This is a genomic window from Paenibacillus sp. FSL H7-0350 (assembly GCF_038593195.1).
Lineage (GTDB): Bacteria > Bacillota > Bacilli > Paenibacillales > Paenibacillaceae > Paenibacillus_AQ.
The window spans coordinates 4,911,650-4,926,838 of the sequence record NZ_CP151972.1; the positions used below are offsets into that span (position 1 = coordinate 4,911,650).

A 15,189-nucleotide genomic window follows, 5' to 3' on the forward strand; every position below is an offset into this window, starting at 1 on the left:
TGCGTAAAACCGAATACTGTAGGCTGGCGCGAAGGTACGCAGGCTCAGTACGCCACAGCCAGTAACAAATATTGAATTTCCTGCAAGAAGTGCAACAATGCTGCCGAAAATAAGCGGCTTATGCGGAAATCGTGCACGAAATGCAACAAAGCTAGCACAAACTTGCTCAAAACATCGAAATTCCTGCAAACGATGCAACAATGCACCGCAGCTAGTAACATGTCTAGAGAAATCCTGCAAAAAATACAACAATGCTGCCACAAACCGATACAAGTGGTGGCAGAGAGTGATAACCATCAAAATTGGCCAGAGATAGGCGGAACATCGCCATGATGTGCAACTGTGGGGAATCGGGGCGAATGTATGCCGAAAACTACATACAATGTGCAACTGAAAGGGTGAACGGGGCGAATGTATGCTGAAAACAACATACAATGTGCAACTGCAAGGGTGAACGGGGCAAATGTATGCCGAAAACAACATACAATGGGTTCGAGTGAGGGTGAGTGAGCCGAAGCGAGTGGAAGGGTATTCTCCTATTCGATTATTTTGCATTCACAGCAAAATTGCATTAAAAGAAATATTGCGTGTTGCGCAAAAATATGGAAAGTGCTAAAATTTGGATAGAGGTTGGATTTCGCTGGACGCCAACACCCGGGCCCGGAATCGCGCCGTAGCCAAATTCCCTCTTCCGCTTCGCGGCTGTTCTGCTGCGGATGCTCTTGAAATCATAGATTTGAGAAGGAGGAGAAGAGTATGGTACAGGTAGACGGGCAAGAGACAAAGGTGGCTGCACGGTTGACGCACAAGGTATTCTTCGAGCGCGATGATATTGAATTCACGTTCCAGTGGCTGCTGTCGTTCGTACATTGCGGCGGTGTGTCGCAGGGTGAAGTATTTAAGCTTGCACGGAACATTGATCCCAGCTCTTTGACCAGCTGGAAGACTGAATTCGAGAAGGAAGCCGTTAAGATCGAGGCAACGGCAGAGCGCTGCCTGAAGAAAGGGCATCTGATCAGTGCCAGCGAGGCCTTTATCCGTGCCCACTCGTATTACCGGGCAGCCTTTTACGGGGCTTTTCCAGATGAACCGGATTTTGCGCGGTACCACGGCAAAAGTGTGGAATGCTTCCGCAAGGCGCTTGATGCGAAGTCTGAGCAGATTCCCCACGAGTGGGTCGAGGTGGAATACAAGGGGTATAAGTTCCCGGGATGCTTCCTGAAGGCGGAGCACGGGAATACGCCTAAACCAACGATTATTTTCCATAACGGCGGGGAAACGCACAAGGAAGATACCTATTTTCTCGGAGGGCAAGCGGCTATTGACCGGGGATATAACGCGCTGATCGTAGACCTTCCTTATGATGTATGTGTCCGGTTCTATGAGCCTGAGGCAACGGCCAAGAACTTCCCGCGCGAGGAGCTGCATAATGTCTACAGAGCCACCACGGATTTCGTCCTGGCCCGGCCGGATGTGGACCCTGAACGGCTGGTCGTCAGCGGCATGAGCTATGGCGGGGCCAAGACAATGGTTCATGCAAGCTGTGACGACCGCTTCGCAGCGGCAGTGCCGAACTCACCGGTGTACTCCATGGCGTCCTTCATTGAACGCGGCATGTCCTCGTTTCTCAGGGGCAGTGCAGAAGAAGCGGCGGAGCAGACTAAGAAAATGCCGTACACCGGCCAGGTGCTGTTCGCCGGATTGGCCTGGTCCCATGGCTTGGACAGCATTGCCGGGTGGCATGGTTCAGCCGGAGAAGTGATGGAGGTTGATCCTAAGGACGTCAAGTGTCCCCTGCTCTCCATGTATTCGGAAGCGGAGCATCCCGAGATGCAGCGGCAAGCGATCGACACTTACGAGAAGGCTCCGAACAAGAAGAATGCGATCTTCAAGGGGACGGAGGAGGATGGTGCCGACCTGCATTGCCAGCTGAACAATCTGCCGCTCAGCTACCAGGTGATGTTTGACTGGCTGGATGAGGTGCTCGATTATAACATTCAGCTACAACCGGCGCAGTAAGCGATCTTCAGGATTAAGGCCGGATCTGCGGTGCTGAAATGACAGCAACGCAGATCTTGACTACATATAAGGATTGGAGCAATTGAGTGACATGACGAATGAAAAACAGGGCTTGAGAGAACGCAAAAAAGAAGAGACCAGGCGGACGCTGAGCGATGTAGCCTGCAGACTTGCCATGGAGAAAGGGGCCAGCCAGGTTCGGGTGGAGGATATTGCCGCAGCCGCGAATGTCTCCATGCGGACGTTCAATAACTATTTTGCGTCCAAAGAGGCTGCGATTGTCGGCAATGCGTACCAGCGTTCCGAGCGGATAGCGGCTACCCTTGCCGGCCGTCCGTCCGGGGAACCGCTGCAAGACTCGATCCGGGCTGCTGTGCTTGACGGATTCGCCGAGACAACAGACCGGCAGTGGTATGCGCGTATCGTCCTCCTTCGCGATGATCCGGCATTGTTCGGCGCCACACGCAAGGTGGAGATTGAGATTGAGCGGGAGCTGGCCAAGGTGATTGCGGAACGCACACATAAGGATGTGAAGCTCGACCTGTACCCGGACTTATTGGCCGCGCTGCTTATGGCAGCGATACGCACAGCGGTTTTCCATTGGGTAAGTGCACCTCCCGGAGGACGGACGCTGAACGACATGCTGGAACAGGCGATTGGGCAATTGAGGTTTGAGTAATATGCACACGGAGGCGCTCCTGCTACGATAACGAAATCGTGGACAGGAGCGCCTTATTTAAATATAAGAACTTATATGTTTCACATGATAAATTATCCTTCTATTTCTCGCTGAAACGGTACCGTCCTTAAAAGGACGGTAAAGCCGTTTCCACTTGTTGCCGGGTGACAGTTGTCACTTTGAATCGGTGACAGTCCATACTGATGCTTCTCTCCGGTCTCCGGTACTATAGCAATATAGCCAAGAGGGCAGAAGGACACGGAGGGATACATGATGGAACATGTCATTGAAATGAACAATGTCAGCCGCAGCTTCCAGGAGAAGCAAGCGGTGAAGCAGGTGAGCTTTACGATTAGCCGCGGCTCGATCACAGCGGTGCTTGGCCCTAATGGAGCCGGCAAAACCACTACACTGGCGATGCTTCTGGGCTTGCTTGAGCCCTCGGAGGGCAGCGTGAAGGTGTTCGGTCATAAGCCAACAGACGTCAGGGTGAAGCAGCGGACTGGAGCCATGCTCCAGGAGGTCAGCGTTATGGACCGGCTGAAGGTCCGGGAGATTCTGGCCCTGATCCGCAGCTATTATCCGCAGCCCATGGAGATGGAGGTGCTGCTTCAGGCGACGGGGCTGGGGGCGGCGGATCTGAACCGCTATGCGGAGAAGCTCTCCGGCGGGCAAAAGCGCAGTCTGAGCTTCGCGCTGGCGCTGGCGGGCAACCCGGATCTGTTGTTTTTTGATGAGCCGACGGTGGGGCTGGATACGACGGCGCGGCGGCATTTCTGGGATAGGGTGCGGGGACTGTCTGATCAGGGCAAGACGATTCTGTTCAGCACCCATTACCTGCAGGAAGCGGAGGATATCGCGGACCGGATTCTGTTGTTCAACCGGGGAGTGCTGGCGGCGGACGGAAGCCCGGACGAGATTAAGGCGAGACTGGTGAAGAAGTCGCTGTCCTTCCTGGCGTCCGGCGACCCGGCGCTGCTGCGCAATCAATTGCTGGAGCTGCCAACCGTGGAAGGCTGCTACGAGAAGGATGGGCGGCTGCATGTGACGACGGAGAATACGGATGAGGCGCTGCGGGCTATTTTCGTGAACGGGCTGGCTGTGCAGGATGTACGGATCGACCAGGGGAAGCTGGATGAAGCGTTCGAGCAATTGACCCTGAATCAAGAGGAGGCGGCAGTATGATGAAACCTATGTTGGCCCAGTGCAAGGCAGAGCTGCTGCGGATTATCCGCAATCCCTATTATGTATTCTGGTCGCTGCTCATGCCGATTATGTTCTACTTCATCTTCACCCGGGTGGTGAATACGGGCACGGACGATACGAAGCAGTGGCAGTCGCATTATCTGATGTCGATGGCGGCCTTCAGCGTGATGGGCTCGGCGATTATGACCCTCGGCATCCGGCTGGTGCAGGAGCAGACGCAGGGCTGGAATACGTTTATCCGCATTACTCCGCTGCCGTCCTCGGTATATTTTTTCGGCAAAATGTTCGGTCAGAGCGTCATGCATCTGTTCTCGGTTCTGTGTATTTTCCTGGCCGGGTATCTGATCAACGGGGTGTCGCTGACAGCAGCGCAGTGGCTGCTTAGTGGACTGTGGCTGCTTGCGGGCTCGCTGCCTTTTCTCGCGCTGGGTACGATTATCGGGTCCATGAAGCGGGTGGATACGGCGAGCGGGGTGAGCAATGTGCTCTATATGGGGCTGGCGGTGGCCGGGGGTATGTGGATGCCTCTCGACATTATGCCTAAGCTGATGCAGAAGATCGGGCACTGGCTGCCGTCCTACAATTATGGAGATGGAGCCTGGGCGATTGTAGCGGGAGGTTCCCCGTCGTGGAAGGCTGTGCTGCTGCTGCTCGGTTACCTGGCCGTATTTATGTTATTATCGGTCTATATAAGGCGAAAACAGGAAGCGGTGTAATGTACAATGGCTAGTAAGCAGTTCCGGTTCTTTCCGCAAAAATTCGGCTTCTTCCCCTACATCTGGCTGATCTATCTGGTGTTCCCGATTCTTAACCTTCAGGGGTATAGCGGGGTCAAGCTGATGGCGGGTTATGGGCTGGTCCTGCTGTTCCTGGTGACGTACCGTCAGCTCTACTGGACGGAGGGTAGAACGTACACGGCCTGGATGGGAGTGCAGCTGCTGATTATTGTCGTGCTAACCGTAGTCTATAGCCCCTACAACATGTATATGGGCTTCTTCTCCAGTAACTTTATTGGCTGGTATACCGATACGCGCCAATTCAGACGGGCTCTTGCGGTGTTCACCGCTGTGCTGGCCGGACTGGGCCTATTCTACCTGCCGCAGGTGTATGGCCCGGATATCCTTTTCATGCTGCCATTTGCGATAATGATGCTGATCACGCCCTTCGGCATCCGCTCCATTAACCGGCGGCGGGTGCTGGAGAAGGAGCTGGACCAGGCCAACGAGCAGATCAAGGAAATGATCAAGCGTGAGGAACGAATGCGCATCGCCCGCGATCTGCATGACACGATGGGACACACGCTGTCGCTGATTACGCTGAAAAGCCAGCTGGTCGAGAAGCTGGTCGTCAAGAATCCCGAGCGGGCGCAGGCGGAAGCCCGTGAAATCCAGCGGACCTCGCGGGCCGCGCTGCGCCAGGTACGGGAGCTGGTCTCTGAGATGCGTGCAGTCTCCGTTGCCGAAGAGCTGGCCGAGGCGGCGGAGATGCTGCGCAGTGCGGAGATCGCGCTTGAGGTAGAGGGAGATGCAGCGCTGCCGGGTGTATCCGATCTGACGCAGAATATTCTCAGCCTCTGCATCAAGGAGGGGATTACCAACATCGTTAAGCATAGCCGTGCGGACCAATGCCGGATTAGCATCGTAATGACACCCGGCGAGGTACAGATCACACTGGAGGATAACGGCATAGGGGTAGAAGCGAGCGGTTCAGGGGGGACGGAGCGCCGGGACGGCAACGGCATGAAGGGGATGGGCGAGCGGCTGGCCCTGATTGACGGCTCGCTGACGCTGGCTCCGGGACCCGGCGGGGGAACCCGGCTAACGGTGGTTACACCAAGAGTAGTGAAGGATGGAAAGGGTGGGGAAACAGCATGATCAGGATCATAATTGCCGAGGATCAGCGGCTGCTGCGCGGCGCGATGGCATCGCTGCTCGATCTGGAGGATGATATTGAGGTGGCGGGCGAAGCCGGGGACGGGGCGGAGGCGCTGGCCCTGATCGAACGTGTCCAGCCGGATGTATGCCTGATGGATATTGAAATGCCGCTGATGAGCGGCCTGGAGGTGGCAGAGATACTGAAATCGCGGGGCTGCCGTACCAAAATCATTATCCTGACCACCTTCGCCCGCCCCGGTTATTTCGAGCGCGGAGTGAAAGCCGGAATTCAGGGGTATTTGCTGAAGGATGAGCCGGTGGATAAGCTGGCCGATGCCATCCGCCGTGTGATGGCCGGGGGGCGCGAGGTCTCGCCTGAGCTGGTGTTCGGCAGCCTGCGCGAAGAGAATCCGCTCTCGGACCGGGAGCGTGAGATTCTGAAGCTTGCCGCCGCGGGCCGTAGCGCCGGTGAGATCGCCGCGGCGCTCCACCTCTCCTACGGCACCGTCCGCAACTACATCTCGGAGATCCTCAGCAAGCTTGCGGTCAAGACCCGGATTGAAGCGGTGCGGCTGGCAGAGGACAAGGGCTGGATGTAGGCCGTGACGGTGCAGTTATAGAAGACAAACTATGCTTTTCACTGTTTTTAATTGCACGTAATACAACTATGGGCTGAATGGTAACGCCAACCTGAGCTGAGTATCTAAAGTTGCTGGATTGTTTGTGAATTCACTTGCCATAGTTCTGCTGCCGCAGTTAGCTCAATTGTATTTTATACAACAGATATCCCCTGAATCCGCAGCAAATCCGATTCTGTTGTACTCTGTACAGCAGAAATCTGCGAAAGTGGTATTTTTGGGCAAATATACAAAATCTGCTGTACGAAATACAGCAGAAGTGAATTTTGTCCGGAATATTGAAGATTCTATTGTACTAAATACAATCAGGATGAGTTATACCGCTACTGACAAGGCAGTGCCGAGTCACGAAGGTTGTTGTTAGGCACAGCGAGGAGCCCGATCGTTCCTGCAATTTCACCTTCGCAGCAGCTTGCTCCTTATGTCTGGCTCTTCGCCTGCTCCTCGCGCATCCACTGGGAGAGCTGGCGCCGCATCCGCAGGAACTCCGGCGAATCGGCGATCTCTTCGCGGCGCGGACGCGGGAAGGGGACCTCCACGGTATGGAGGACGGAGCCGGGCCGTCCGGAGAAAACGTAGATGCGGGTGGAGAGCAGCAGCGCCTCCTCGATGTTATGGGTAATGAACAGCACGGAGCGGCGGTTCTCCTCCCACAGCTCCAGCAGCCAGCGCTGCATCTGCTCGCGGGTCAGCGCGTCCAGTGCGCTGAACGGCTCATCGAGCAGCATCAGCTCCTGCGGCGCGAGCATGGCCCGCAGGAAGGCGGCCCGCTGCTGCATGCCGCCGGACAGCATGTGCGGGTAGGCCCGCTCGAAGCCGCCGAGGCCGATCTTCGCCAGCCAGTGGCGCGCAGCCTCGCGGGCCTCCCGCGGCGGGGCGCCTTGCAGCTCGGCGCCAAGCAGGACGTTGTCGAGCGTGCTGCGCCACGGGAACAGCGCGGGCTGCTGCGGCATATAGCTGATCTTGCCGCGCTGCCCGGTCACCGGGATGCCGTTCATGCGGACGGTTCCGGTATCGGGCAGCGTAAGGCCGCCGATAATATGGAACAGCGTGCTTTTGCCGCAGCCGGACGGGCCGACAATGGAGACGAATTCCTGCGGCTCCACGGTCAGGGACACCTGATTCAGCACCTGCGTCTCCCGGCGGCGGTGCGTGAACGATTTGGAGATGCCGCTGACTTCCAGCGCAGGCGGCACACTCTGAGTGCGCAGGCATCCGTCTCCGTCCGCCTTCTCCAGTTCAATCCTCGTAAGCTCAGACAATTCGCCCAGCCTCCCTCTGTTCATTATGGTTACTTCTGTTGTGGATGATCCTTCTGTACACATTAAGCATCCTTACGCGGCTTCCAGCGCACCAGCCATCTCTCCAGCAGGGCAATGAGCGCGAATAATACGAGACTCAGCAGCACGATGATGGCGATGGCCACGAACATCCGGTCCGCACGGTAAGAGGACTTTTGCAGCAGCATATAGTAGCCGATCCCCTTGTCGGCGCCGATCCATTCGGCCACCACTGCACCCATCACCGCATAGGTGGCGGAGATTTTGAGCCCGGAGAACAGGGAGGGCAGGGAGCCGGGAAGCTCCAGCCGGGTGAAGATTTGCCATTTGCCCGCACCGGCCATCTTCATATAATTCATCATCACCCGGTCGCTTTGGGCCAGCCCGCCCATGGCTGCAACAGCTACAGGGAAGAAGCAGACGAGGGTGATCAGGATGATTTTGGGCAGCAGGCCGAACCCGAACCAGATAATCAGCAGCGGGGCCAGCGCAATGGAGGGCACATTCTGGCTGAGGATCAGCAGCGGATAGATCGCCCGCTTGACCCAGGGCAGCAGATGCAGCAGCAAGGCGGTGAGCAGGCCAATGCCTGTGCCGACCGGGAAGCCGATCAGGGTCAGCCGCAGCGTGGCGGCGGTGTGCTCCCAGATCCCGGAGGCATTGTTCTTCGACTCACGCGCGATATCTGCGGGGCTGGGCAGCTGGTAGGCCGGGATGTCGAACAGCATAACCGATAACTGCCATATCCCGACAAAAAAGAGGACCGCCACAAAGGGCGGCCACACTAGCTTCCAGGTGCTTCTCACGGCCGGTATTTCTCGGTCAGCTTATCCATGCTGATGCCGCCCGGATTATGGGCGATCTTGATCTGTGAGATGACACTCGGGCTGCCGGAGGCGATCAGCGCCTCATGCATGTCACGCACAATATCCAGCAGCTCGGACAGCTCGCCTTCCATAGTGGTCTCCAGCGGATTGACCTGATGCTTCACGCCTGATTTCTGAATGACCTCAATGGCCTTGTCCACATAAGGGATAGAATCCTCGTTGTTCGGTGTCTTGGGAATGACCTGAATGCTGAGCAATGTATTAGCCATGATGAATCCTTCCTCTCCAAGTTAAGTATAAGATTCCCGCTATGCGGGTTGATTATCATTCCGGCAAAAATTCATTCGTAAACGTACTCTCCGCATCCAGCGGCTTATCCAGCAGCTTCAGGCCGTACATCCAGTCGGCATAATTCTTCCAGATCTCAAGCTTCTGCTCGCCCCAGCGCGGGGCGTCGTCCTTGTATTTCGGGCTAAGCCATTTCTGGCTGGCCAGCACCAGCTTGGGGTCCAGATCAGGTACAGCATCGGACAAGACCGTCGCGGCTTCTTCCGGGTTATCGATCGCGTACTGATATCCCTTGGACGTAGCCTTAAGGAAGGCCTTCACCATTTCAGGGTGCTGGGCGATTTCCTTCTCGCTAGTGGTTAGCACCGGGGTGTAGTAATCCAGCTGCGGAGCGTAATCCTTCAGATACAGCATATCCAGAGGTTCCCCGCGCAGCTCGGCCTCTACCCCGGTCCACGCATAGAAGATCCAGGCAAAGTCAATATCCCGCTTCACGGCTGTGAAAAAGTCCGCTTCGCCGATATTTACCAGCTTCACCTTGGAGACATCCCCGCCTTCGGGGTCCATGATGGCTTTCATGGCAGCCTGCTCCGCAGGGGAGCCCCAGCCTCCGTAGGTTTTGCCTTCGAAATCCTTCGGCGTCTTAATATTGCGGTCCTTCGGAGCCGCGAACCCGGAGGTATTATGCTGAATGATTGCAGCAATCGACACCAGCGGCACATCCTGCAGACGGGCCAGGGTCAGCGCCTCCTGGGCGCTGATGCCGAACTGGGCTTCGCCGGAAGTGACCATCGTATCGGACCCGGCAGCGCCAGGCTGTACAATCTGCACATCAAGACCTTCCTCCGCGTAATAGCCCAACTCCTTGGCAGCATACAGGCCGGTATGATTCGTGTTCGGCGTCCAGTCCAGGGCAATCTTGACCGGGGTCAGAGCCTTTGGTGCATCCGTGGGTGCGGCTGCGGTTGCATCAGGTGCAGCCGTGCTGTTCCCGGCAGCAGGTGCGCTGGCCCCCGCATTGCCGCTGTTGTTCCCGCCGCCACAGCCCGCTACGGTGAGCAGCAGCATGGAGCTGAGCAGTAGTGTGACTGTTTTTTTGACTCCCATTTCTCTTTCTCTCTCCTTCCAGCAACCCCTGGTCTTCAGAGCTTACAGAAACCTTATTCCTGTACATCCTTAGAATCAAAAAAGCGTCCCGATGATCGGGACGCCAGTGACTTGCGTGAGGGGACTTCAGCTGCAGTACCGCTTAAGGCACTGTGCCGAATGAAGATTCCTACGCTGGCATTATCCAGATCAGGTATAAGGGTCAGTATCTTGTGGGATACAATCTCAGCCGGCCAATTCCAGCACCCCTGGTTCTATAAAGTTCACAGGTATTGCTATGTTCTTACGGTGTATTATAGACGGCAGCCCCGCCGTTGTCCACCCTCTGTGTCTTAATCCTCCAGTTTGAGCGGCAGAGTCCAGGGACCTTTCCATATAAAAATGGGCTTCGAAAGTATAAAACGCAGCTTATCCGCGCCCGGCTCTGTAATCAGGTTAAGAGTCTTCATGACACGCGGTGTGCCTTCACTCTCCTCCCACCCAAAGGAATAAGGCTCCTTAGAGCCCGGATAGCTGACAGAGAAATGGGTAAGTGACTTTGCCCCCGCCGGGTTAAATTTCAAGTCTATATCTACATTGACCTCTGTCTCACTGCTGCGGGTGATGCGGGTGAAGTCTACCGGATATCCGGCGATCTCAGCAGTAATATCCAGCGTTCTGCTCTCTCCGATAGCGGGCAGCGGCAGGGTAACTTTCTGGGAGACGGCTTCCTGATCGGATACCTCGATGTAAGGGATGACGACTGTATAAGGATGTCCTCCGGCTTCCTTCTGTTCACGGAACAAGAGCTCAGAATAGTAGCCTATAGAGGATGGAGAGTGCTCGGTAGAGACTTTTACTCCTGCTGCATTCTCGACATAGGTGCCATTCCAGGGCATTAGCGGCTCTAGTGTATAAGAAGATGCAGCGGATGCGGATTTCTGAAGAGCCGGGACCAGTTCAACACGGACAAGCCCATCACCCAGCCGTACCGGAAAAGCGGAAATCCGCACATCCTGCTGGACATCGCTGACCCCGAGCTGCTGCAGGTCATCGGCGGTCTGCGGCGGCCCCAGGACAAGCGGTCCAATGACCGTGCTATTAATGTATAAGGTTACCGTTTCTTCAGCCTGTAAAGTGAGATCATGGGGAAGAAGAGCGCTGTAGCTTGCATCCCAGTCGAGACCTCCGGAGGAAGTTCGCGAATTGAACATGAAGGTATAGCGGGTTCCTCCGATGTCTGCCTGAAATTCATTAATAATGCGAGTCTTCTGCCCCCGAAGATTAATGGTTGCGCGGTTCTCTTGCACAAGGATAGCGTTGACAGTCAGTTCACCCCGACCTACAGCAGCGGTGAAAGGCTTCTTCAGCACATATAACGGGCTGTCGGGACTATTCTCCACTACGGTGTGAAGGCCGGGCAAGAAACTGAACACTTGCTTCAGGCCCGCCTGGACGCTGGGCGAAGTGAACACCAGCCCTGCGCCAAGCAGAAGGGCTGCGGCAACTCCGGTATAAGCCTGCCGGCGGCTTCTGCGGACGGAAGGCAAGCGGCGCTGTACGTCAGGAGCGGTCCCGGTCCGGGACAAGGTGCGCACTTTGATTCTGCTTATGGCTTCAAGCTCCTCTTCCGATGGAGCGGCTGATTGAGGCTCGGCGGTCAGCGTGTTCAAGGCCAGCTCCGCTTCACTGAACTCCAGCGTATCGAGCTGATCGAACAGCTCCTGCTCACCGGTGGTCAACTCTTTCTTCATGGCCTAAGTCCTCCTCTCTGTTTGGTTTAGTCTGCTGCAGAGTTTGCTTCAGAATGGTTCGGCACCGGTACAGCCGGTTCTCTACAGCTTTTTTCGTTAAGTCAAAAGCCTCAGCCAGTTCATCCAGACTCTCATAGAGATAATACCGGCGCAGAAACAGGCTGCGGTCCGGCTCCTGAAGCTGCTTGATATGGTGCAGCAGTTCTTCCGCTGCCTCACGCCGCAAAATTTCCTGCTCTGTGTTGCTGCTGCTCCGGACGGGGATGGCTGCCTGGCCCATCGTCTGATCAAGCCCGGGCTGTAGTTTACGCCGCAGATTCAGCGCCTTATATTTGGCAAGGATTAGAATCCATGTGCGGAATGAGGCCCGATCAGGATCGTACTGTCCGATGTTGTTCCAGGCAGCTAAGAATACATCACTGACACATTCCTCAGCATCCTCTGCCCGCCCGCAGCCGCCCAGAATGCGCTTGACCAGCCTAAGCACATCCGTTCCATAGTAATCCATAGCATCGGCAAGTGCCTGCTTATCTCCTCTGCTGAACCTGCCGGGCCAGGAGAGGCTGTCATAGTCTTTAGGTGTCATATGAACCTCCGGTAATTCTTCCCATCCCTCAGGTGGAAGCTAGTGCTGATTATGTCTAACTACTGGTTACTACGCTTGATGGCAGACAAATCACTCACAAGATCTCTGAATGCTTACCAAAAAACAGCGATACTCCCCTGGCGGAAGCATCGCTGTTATTTTGTTTATCTATTCGGATATGTCTTAATCCCTCGTATAATGCCGCTTCTTGCGGCGGCTGCGGATGCCGTTCCAGATCTCTCTCAGCGTTAAGCCGACACTGACGGTGATCCCGGAGAAGGTCAGGAACAGAGCCAGATACTCGAACGCGGAGTACTCCAGCATTTTGCTCCAGTCGATCTGTCCCTTCAGATCCTCGATCACCTGATTCATCCCGTAAATCCCGCTGATGACCGTAAACACGGTGAGCACCATCAGGAGCGTATCCCGCCGTTTGGCCTGGAATTTGTCCTGATACTGGAACAGGTCATTCAGGGTCATTTTCACCTCATCGAACAGGGCATCATTGCCATACACCTTACGCAGCTGAAAAAAAATCTCCCGCCCCTGCGACTGCGAAATCAGCTCCAGGAAGTAGAATTTGGCCGAGAATTTGTTGATCAGGAAGATCAGATTCTCGATCTCGTCATTGTCGTGGTTGATGCGCAGCCGGGAGTGGAGGTTGGCGAGCTTCAGCAGCACGATTTTATGAAAAATACTCAGCAGCATTCCGTAATAATACTCGCCGTACATCTGGCTGATCAGGCCTGCGGCAATCTCCGGCTTGGCCCGGCTCACGCAGCAGAAGGTCTGCTCATTGGTCATATAATAGGTGTCCGGCCCCCAGCGGCTATAGCAATGCTCCCGGGTGTACTGCTTGATATAGTCCGGATCACTCGCGCTTATATAGGGGCTGCCGTCGATGCTCAGACCGTCCACCTGGGAGGCCCGGTAGAGCAGCTCGACACTGATCTCTTCCTCATCCTCCGGGAGATTAACGCCGTAGAAGGCCTGCACCAGCATCCGTTCATCGACGAAGAAGGGCAGGGTCTCGAAATAATTGTCATTCGTCTCCGCAGGATCGAGATACGGCTCCAGCCCGGTGACCAGATGCCTGAACACGAAATCCTCCACCCGGTCAAAAGACTTCTTATGACAATGAATGAAGGTATGCTCATCCTGAACACTTACATCCTCCAGGTTGCGGAACCGGTCGGCGAATTCGAGCACCATGCTGAAGGGGAGATTCTCCTCCTCAATAGCCACTCTTACCGTCAGGAAGCCCAGCTCGAACGGGCAGAGGAACACATCGGTCGACAGCACGCGGAAGGGAACCGTCTGGAAGGGCATTTGCAGCCCGCAGAGCAGATCACTCACCCGGGAAAAGCGGCGGAAGGAATCCTTATCCTTCTCACGCGGAAACAAGACATGGGCGGCAAACGGAAGATAGCTGCGCTCCATTTTCTCATGGGATACACAGTGGTCTCCGTAATAGGCCTGCTCCAGTTCCTTGTTGTCGAGAAAAAAACGGGTAAATCCATCCCCCTGAAGACTCTCAATCAGCTCTTGGTCTACTTCGGCCTTCATCGAAAAGGGGAAAATGAATTGCAGCAAGGCGGTATGCAGAGTGGGCTCGGAATGCAGTTCAGCCATATGTGGGTTCCATCCTTATTCACAGAATATGGACCTTGTAGCATACAATTACCCGATTCTCCAGGCGGTCACGCTCAGCACGAATAACAGTGCGGCAAAAGCGGCCAAAAGTCCCGAGGTCTGGGCGATCTGCAGATGATCCATGGACCAGCCGGTCAGCAGCGGCAGCACCGCGCCGCCAATTCCGCCGGAGGCGATCATAATGCTGGGCGTCGATTCTTCTGCGCCGGGCAGGAGCTTGCTGGAGAAGACCAGCGCGATCGAGAAGATGCCGGACATGAACAGGCCAAGCAGCAGAATGATCGCAAAGGCGGCAAGCCGGTGACCGGCGAACGGGAAAATGATAAGCAGCAGCAAAGCGGCAAAGCAGCTGACGAGCACATAGATACGGTAGGAAATCTTCTCGGCAATGACACCGGCGAACAGTCTGCCTGCCGACATAGCAAGCCAGAAGAAGGTCACCGTGAGCGCAGCCGTGGCCTCGCTCATGCCCAGCTTCGCGATGAAGATCGCCGGCATGAAATTCACCAGGCTCATCTCGGTGCCTACATAGAGGAAGAAGAACAGAATGAACAAGCCAAGCACGACCCACTGCTTGCCTTTGTAGGGCAAGGATAATCTTCTGGCGGTTCCCGCTGCCGCAGCGCGGTCAGGGCGGGCAGGCCGCTCATCCAGCGCGCTGTCCAGCGGGCCGAATCTGCTCTTCGCCCAGAAGAGCAGCGAGAGGAGGGAGAAGGCTGCAACGATCAGGAAGGCCAGCCGCCACTGCCCTGCGGCAATCAGCGGACTGGCCGCCAGCGGCATGAGCAGCGCCCCGACACCGAACAGCACCTCCAGCCGGCTCATGGCAACTGCTGTTCCTTCGGTGACTGCGGCTATAATAATCGTGCCGATGACGGCTTCGATCATCCCGAAGCCGAACCCTGCGGCTACGGCAATTACGTACATCCAGCCCCAGGGCGGGAGGAAGGCATAAGCAATCTCGGCGCACAGCAGCAGGCCGGTGGCAATCATAATGCCGCCGCGCTTGCCGAACCGCCGGTTCAGCAGCGGCGAGACCAGTACGCCGGCCAGGAAGCCCGCGAACTGGCTGAAGATCAGCTCGCCCCCAGCACTGTAGCTGCGGTCATAATGCTGGAGCAGCACTGGCAGAATGGAGCCCAGGACGACATGGGCGAGGCCGATTACGAAATAGGAGAGACAGCCGATCCAGATTAGTTTTTTCAAGAATAAGACTCCTTATGAATCAATTTATGAGCAGATGGCGGGATTCAGAATGAACGGGAAGGGTACACTATATTAGGCACAGGTTAATCATAA

Annotated in this window: 14 protein-coding genes and 1 riboswitch; of the genes, 6 read left to right on the forward strand and 8 right to left on the reverse strand. The window is 55.8% G+C overall.

Annotated features, from left to right (window positions below; translation table 11 throughout):
- Window positions 1-756: 756 nt before the first annotated feature.
- The 6 genes from NYE24_RS22495 to NYE24_RS22520 all read left to right on the forward strand — a co-directional run bounded on the left by NYE24_RS22495 (window position 757) and on the right by NYE24_RS22520 (window position 6,377).
- Complete coding sequence (locus NYE24_RS22495; RefSeq protein WP_342476720.1) at window positions 757-2,019, forward strand: prolyl oligopeptidase family serine peptidase; 1,263 nt, start codon at window positions 757-759, stop codon at window positions 2,017-2,019.
- A 91-nt stretch (window positions 2,020-2,110) separates the two neighbouring features.
- The gene (locus NYE24_RS22500; protein ID WP_036702048.1) at window positions 2,111-2,698 is read left to right on the forward strand and encodes a TetR/AcrR family transcriptional regulator; all 588 of its coding nucleotides are present in this window, start codon (window positions 2,111-2,113) and stop codon (window positions 2,696-2,698) included.
- A gap of 273 nt (window positions 2,699-2,971) precedes the next feature.
- Complete coding sequence (locus tag NYE24_RS22505; protein WP_036702050.1) at window positions 2,972-3,883, forward strand: ABC transporter ATP-binding protein; 912 nt, start codon at window positions 2,972-2,974, stop codon at window positions 3,881-3,883.
- Window positions 3,883-4,620, forward strand: coding sequence for an ABC transporter permease (locus tag NYE24_RS22510; protein ID WP_342479282.1), 738 nt, complete (start codon window positions 3,883-3,885; stop codon window positions 4,618-4,620). Before NYE24_RS22505 ends, NYE24_RS22510 begins: the two co-directional genes overlap by 1 nt.
- Window positions 4,621-4,626: 6 nt before the next feature.
- Window positions 4,627-5,778 carry a sensor histidine kinase gene (locus NYE24_RS22515; protein ID WP_342476721.1) on the forward strand — a complete coding sequence of 384 codons (1,152 nt, stop codon included), beginning with the start codon at window positions 4,627-4,629 and terminating at the stop codon, window positions 5,776-5,778.
- The gene (locus NYE24_RS22520) at window positions 5,775-6,377 is read left to right on the forward strand and encodes a response regulator transcription factor (RefSeq protein ID WP_342476722.1); all 603 of its coding nucleotides are present in this window, start codon (window positions 5,775-5,777) and stop codon (window positions 6,375-6,377) included. Before NYE24_RS22515 ends, NYE24_RS22520 begins: the two co-directional genes overlap by 4 nt.
- Before the next feature lie 458 nt (window positions 6,378-6,835).
- On the opposite strand, the gene NYE24_RS22525 is transcribed toward NYE24_RS22520, so the two are convergent.
- The 8 genes from NYE24_RS22525 to NYE24_RS22560 form a co-directional block, all read right to left on the reverse strand.
- A complete protein-coding gene (locus NYE24_RS22525) occupies window positions 6,836-7,741 on the reverse strand; it encodes an ABC transporter ATP-binding protein (RefSeq protein ID WP_342476723.1) in 906 nt (301 codons plus the stop codon).
- On the reverse strand, window positions 7,741-8,502 hold the full coding sequence (locus tag NYE24_RS22530) for an ABC transporter permease (RefSeq protein ID WP_340757471.1): 762 nt from the start codon (window positions 8,500-8,502) through the stop codon (window positions 7,741-7,743). Before NYE24_RS22530 ends, NYE24_RS22525 begins: the two co-directional genes overlap by 1 nt.
- A complete protein-coding gene (locus NYE24_RS22535; RefSeq protein ID WP_209994420.1) occupies window positions 8,499-8,792 on the reverse strand; it encodes an MTH1187 family thiamine-binding protein in 294 nt (97 codons plus the stop codon). Before NYE24_RS22535 ends, NYE24_RS22530 begins: the two co-directional genes overlap by 4 nt.
- 55 nt (window positions 8,793-8,847) lie before the next feature.
- Window positions 8,848-9,918, reverse strand: a complete 1,071-nt coding sequence (locus tag NYE24_RS22540; protein ID WP_342476724.1) for an ABC transporter substrate-binding protein — start codon at window positions 9,916-9,918, stop codon at window positions 8,848-8,850.
- 149 nt (window positions 9,919-10,067) lie between these two features.
- Window positions 10,068-10,178: riboswitch (TPP riboswitch) on the reverse strand.
- A gap of 72 nt (window positions 10,179-10,250) precedes the next feature.
- Window positions 10,251-11,651 (reverse strand): hypothetical protein, encoded by a 1,401-nt coding sequence (locus tag NYE24_RS22545; RefSeq protein WP_342476725.1) that lies wholly within the window; start codon window positions 11,649-11,651, stop codon window positions 10,251-10,253.
- The gene (locus tag NYE24_RS22550) at window positions 11,626-12,237 is read right to left on the reverse strand and encodes a sigma-70 family RNA polymerase sigma factor (RefSeq protein WP_342476726.1); all 612 of its coding nucleotides are present in this window, start codon (window positions 12,235-12,237) and stop codon (window positions 11,626-11,628) included. The genes NYE24_RS22545 and NYE24_RS22550 overlap by 26 nt, the downstream gene beginning before the upstream one ends.
- A gap of 183 nt (window positions 12,238-12,420) precedes the next feature.
- Window positions 12,421-13,869, reverse strand: a complete 1,449-nt coding sequence (locus tag NYE24_RS22555) for a hypothetical protein (RefSeq protein WP_342476727.1) — start codon at window positions 13,867-13,869, stop codon at window positions 12,421-12,423.
- Window positions 13,870-13,917: 48 nt separating this feature from the next.
- Window positions 13,918-15,096, reverse strand: coding sequence for an MFS transporter (locus NYE24_RS22560; protein WP_036702062.1), 1,179 nt, complete (start codon window positions 15,094-15,096; stop codon window positions 13,918-13,920).
- Window positions 15,097-15,189: the final 93 nt, after the last annotated feature.